Annotated in this window: 2 protein-coding genes; both read right to left on the bottom strand. The window is 72.8% G+C overall.

Annotation, left to right across the window (positions count from 1 at the left end; translation table 11 throughout):
• The coding region (locus OZN99_RS30680) for a GntP family permease (RefSeq protein WP_408611986.1) at window positions 1-728 on the bottom strand (728 nt) is incomplete at its 3' end.
• A gap of 4 nt (window positions 729-732) precedes the next feature.
• On the bottom strand, window positions 733-1,794 hold the full coding sequence (locus tag OZN99_RS30675) for a patatin-like phospholipase family protein (RefSeq protein ID WP_270938993.1): 1,062 nt from the start codon (window positions 1,792-1,794) through the stop codon (window positions 733-735).
• Window positions 1,795-1,918 lie beyond the last annotated feature (124 nt).

Below are 1,918 nucleotides of genomic sequence, written 5' to 3'. Positions count from 1 at the left end.
ATCTCGGCCGGGTCGAAGTCGCGTGACGCGACGGCGCGCTCGCGCACCAGCGGGTCGTCCACCGCGGCGTCGGCGGCGTCCGGCCGGGCATCGCCGAAGCCCTCGCCGCGCGCGCGCGCGGCCGCCTGTTCCCGCGCCAGCCACCACAGCCCGATGCCCAGCATGACCGCCGAGGCGATCAGGCCAAGGCCCGGCGCGGCGAAGGTCGTCGTGCCGAAGAAGGCGGTCGGCACGGTGTTGGGGATGGCCGGCGTGCCCGGCATGGCGGACATGGTGAAGGTGGAGCTGCCCACCAGGATCGCCGCCGGCATCAGCCGCCGCGGCAGGTCGGCGGCGCGGAACAGCGCGGTGGCCATCGGCGCCAGCACGAAATAGGCGACGAAGAGGCTGACGCCGCCATAGGTCACCGCGGCGCCCGCCATCACCACGGCCAGCACCGCGCGCTCCGTCCCCAGCCTTCCCGTCATCCAGTCGGCGATCGCGCCGACGGATCCACTGTCCTCCATCAGCTTGGCGAACAGCGCGCCCAGCAGGAACAGCGGGAAGAACTGCGCGAAGAAGCGGGCGGCGCTGCCCATGAAGGTCTGCGTCCAATGGGCCAGCAGCGGCTCCCCCGCGAAGGCCGCGGCGACCATCGCGCCGAGCGGCGCCAGCAGCAGCACCGACCAGCCGCGATAGGCCAGCGCCACCAGCAGCGCGAGGCCGAGCAGGATGCCGAGCAGGCCCATCGGGTCACACCCCCTGCAGCAGGCTGTCGAAGTCGAGCGTGGAGCGAACGCCGATGCCCGCACCATGCTCCGCCAGGAAGGCGTCCGCCGCCTTGCGCCCCTCGTCGCGCAGCATGGTCAGGAAGGCCCATTCGGCGTTGAGCTTCGAGGAATAGCCGAGCCCGACCATCACCTCGTTCCGCACGACATGCATGCGCATCCGCGCCCAGGACGCGCCCTCGGTCTTGCCGGGATCGGCCACGCGGCGCAGCAGGGCCAGCATCTTCAGCTCCTTCAAGGCCACCGCGTTGAAGGAGATCTCGTTGACGCGGTCCAGGATGTCGCGCGCCGCGCGCGGCGTGCCCGGGCGTTCGATCGGGTTGATCGGCACCAGGATGGTGTCGTCTGAGGTGAGCTCGTTGACCAGCGGGAACAGCGTCGGGTTGCCGGCGAAGCCGCCGTCCCAGTAGGGCTCGCCGTCGATCTCCACTGCCTGGAACAGCTGCGGCAGGCAGGCGGAGGCGAGCAGCGCCTGCGCGCTGGCATCGTGGTTGCGAAAGATGCGCGCGCGGCCCGTGCGCACGCTGGTCGCGGTTATGAAGACCTTGATCGGCCCCGCCGCCAGCGCCTCGAAATCCACGCTCTCGCGCAGCACCTCCTCCAGCGGGTTGGGGCCGAAGCTTGGCACGTCGTAGGGCGAGATCATGCGGGCCAGCAGGTCCATCGTCAGGAAGCCGACCGAGTTGTCGAGCGTCCAGTTGCCCAGCAGCCGGTCCATCGGCCCGCGCTGGAACGGGCTGAACCGGGCCGCGTCCGAGGTGCGCCGCCAGAACGCCTCCAGCGCCGCCCGCGCCCCGTCGCGCCCGCCCTTGGCGTAGCCGCTGGCCAGCACCGCCGCGTTCATTGCGCCGGCCGAGGTGCCGGAGATGCCCTCGATCTCCAGCCAGTCCTCCTCCAGCAGGCGGTCCACGACACCCCAGGTGAAGGCGCCATGCGCGCCACCGCCCTGCAGCGCCAGGTCCACCAGCACCCGCGCCCGCCCGGCGCCGGGCGCCGGCTTGCGGGCCGGCCCGTCAGCGGGCGTCACGACGCGCCTGGGCGTTCTTGCCGGCCTGCGAGGTGCTGCCGATCCGGCCCGGATTGATCGTGCGCCGCGGCTCGCGCCGGCCGGCGGCACGCATCCCGCCGCCGGCGGTCGCGCCCGCGCCCGG

Origin of the sequence: Falsiroseomonas oryzae (genome assembly GCF_027856955.1) — a bacterium.
GTDB lineage: Bacteria > Pseudomonadota > Alphaproteobacteria > Acetobacterales > Acetobacteraceae > Falsiroseomonas > Falsiroseomonas oryzae.
Note: the sequence above shows the minus strand (reverse complement) of the source record. Positions and strands in the feature narration are given on the sequence as shown.